This window comes from Flavobacterium macrobrachii (assembly GCF_014486675.1).
Lineage (GTDB): Bacteria > Bacteroidota > Bacteroidia > Flavobacteriales > Flavobacteriaceae > Flavobacterium > Flavobacterium macrobrachii.
Genome location: NZ_JACTAC010000144.1, coordinates 1 through 1,803, shown reverse-complemented (window position 1 = coordinate 1,803; position 1,803 = coordinate 1). Strand labels below are relative to the sequence as shown.

Annotated in this window: 1 protein-coding gene; it reads right to left on the bottom strand. The window is 42.9% G+C overall.

Features of this window, described 5'->3' with window-relative positions:
- Window positions 1–40: 40 nt before the first annotated feature.
- Window positions 41–1,357, bottom strand: a complete 1,317-nt coding sequence (gene ltrA / locus IAI56_RS15615) for a group II intron reverse transcriptase/maturase (RefSeq protein WP_187658744.1) — start codon at window positions 1,355–1,357, stop codon at window positions 41–43.
- Window positions 1,358–1,803 lie beyond the last annotated feature (446 nt).

Here is a 1,803-nt window from a genome sequence, read left to right as displayed (position 1 = left end):
CGAGTAGACGGCTCCGCCAGAAACTGACGGAGTGCGCCTCTCACACCACCGTACGTACGGGTCTCGTATACGGCGGTTCGCAAAGAGATGGGTTGAGTTGGATGTGTAATTCGGTTAAGGAAACATAACCTCTTTTCTTCAAGCGTTGCAAAGTAATGGTTGTGCCTAGAATAGGACTTTGTGCAATTGCCCAACCCCCTTTTCGAGTTCTGCTCCATGCGTAGGCATGGTCTTGGTCGACACCCAATCGTATAAGATTTTTTCGCTTTCGCTCGGGTTTCTTCCAATGATGCCAAATGCAGTAGCGAAGTCGGTTTCTTAGCCAGCCATCTAAATCTCGTAGTTTACCTAAAATATTCGTGCCTTGAAAATAGGTCAACCATCCTCGTTGCACTTCGTTTATTTTGGCAATACGTTCTTCAAAAGTGGCTGGTGTGGTTTTGCGGGTAATTGCTTTTAATCGCTCTTTTAGTCGTTTCCATGCCTTTTCGGCTACTATGAGTTGGTAGTTGTTCTTGCTTCCTTTTTCATACTTAGGTACAAACCCAAATCCTAAAATCGTAAAATTAATGGGTTTTCTAATCCCACTTTTTTCTTGATTAATGGTTAATTTGAGTTTGTTTTTTAGGAACTTTTCAATCACTACTCGGGTAGCTTTTGCCTGATTGTGGCTTTTGCAATAAATACTAAAGTCATCGGCATAGCGCACAAATTTATGTCCTCTTCGTGTCATTTCCTTATCCAGTTGATGGAGTAAGATGTTTGATAATAGTGGACTTAATGGGCTTCCTTGCGGAACGCCTTTTCTGCGCTTGTGTAGTTTTCCGTTGATTTTAATGGGTGCTCTGAGCCATTGCCTAATGAGTTGCATCGTAGCTTTGCATTTTATTTTTTGAAAAAGTAAATTCAGTAACAAGCAATGGTCTACTTCGTCAAAGAAGTTCTTTAGGTCGATATCCACTATATGGTTCAACCCTTGATGGATGTAGTCCCGTGATTGTCCAACGGCTTGTCGGGCATTTTTGTTGGGTCTAAATCCAAAACTGTTTGCCTTGAATTCGGGTTCAAAAAGTGGCGTGATACTTTGCCCTATGGCTTGTTGCAACACTCGCTCTGTGGTGGTGGGAACGCCCAATAATCGGGTGCTTCCGTTTGCTTTTGGAATGGCAATCCCTAAAATGGGTTGTACCTTGTAGTTCCCTTGGTTTATAGCTTCAATAAGTTGCGTTTTATTCTGTGTGAACACCTGGCGGAGTTCGCTAGTTGAAACGCCATCGACACCCGCACTGCCTTTATTGGCTATGACATGTTCCAATGCTTTTTGAAGGTTGTAAGGTTGTACTACTCGTTCAATCATTTTAGTTTTGTTTTTAACCTGTTTTCGTTGATTAGAGCTACTTGCGTTCTGCTACTCATTGAAAACCTCTTTACGTTCTGTCCTTCCTTGTTTGTGAGACCTGTGCGGTATTTATTCGCACCTCGTTACTTTCAAGTACTATGACTTCTGCTGACTTCTTTGCCTAACCATCTCGTGGTTGCAAAGACCTCCCTCTGGTAAGAGCTTTTTCCTTCCTCCAATTCCTGCGTCATCTACAAATTAAAGTTTGGGTAAACTTTGGACGTTGCGTTGCTGTGGACGCTTATCCGCTTTAATTTGCCTCTTATGACGTTTCTGTTCGTCAGTACCGGAGTTTGTCGGTTCGCTTCCTTTAGTTCCAACCTCACGGTTGACCACCTTGCGACGTACTAATGGTTCGGTTTGTTAATCCGCCCATAAGGGACTTACACCCTCTGGAAAAATAA

Bases quoted from the DNA above. Each gene is read 5' to 3' on its own strand.
- ltrA (WP_187658744.1), bottom strand. From the start codon at position 1,357: ATGATTGAACGAGTAGTACAACCTTACAACCTTCAAAAAGCATTGGAA.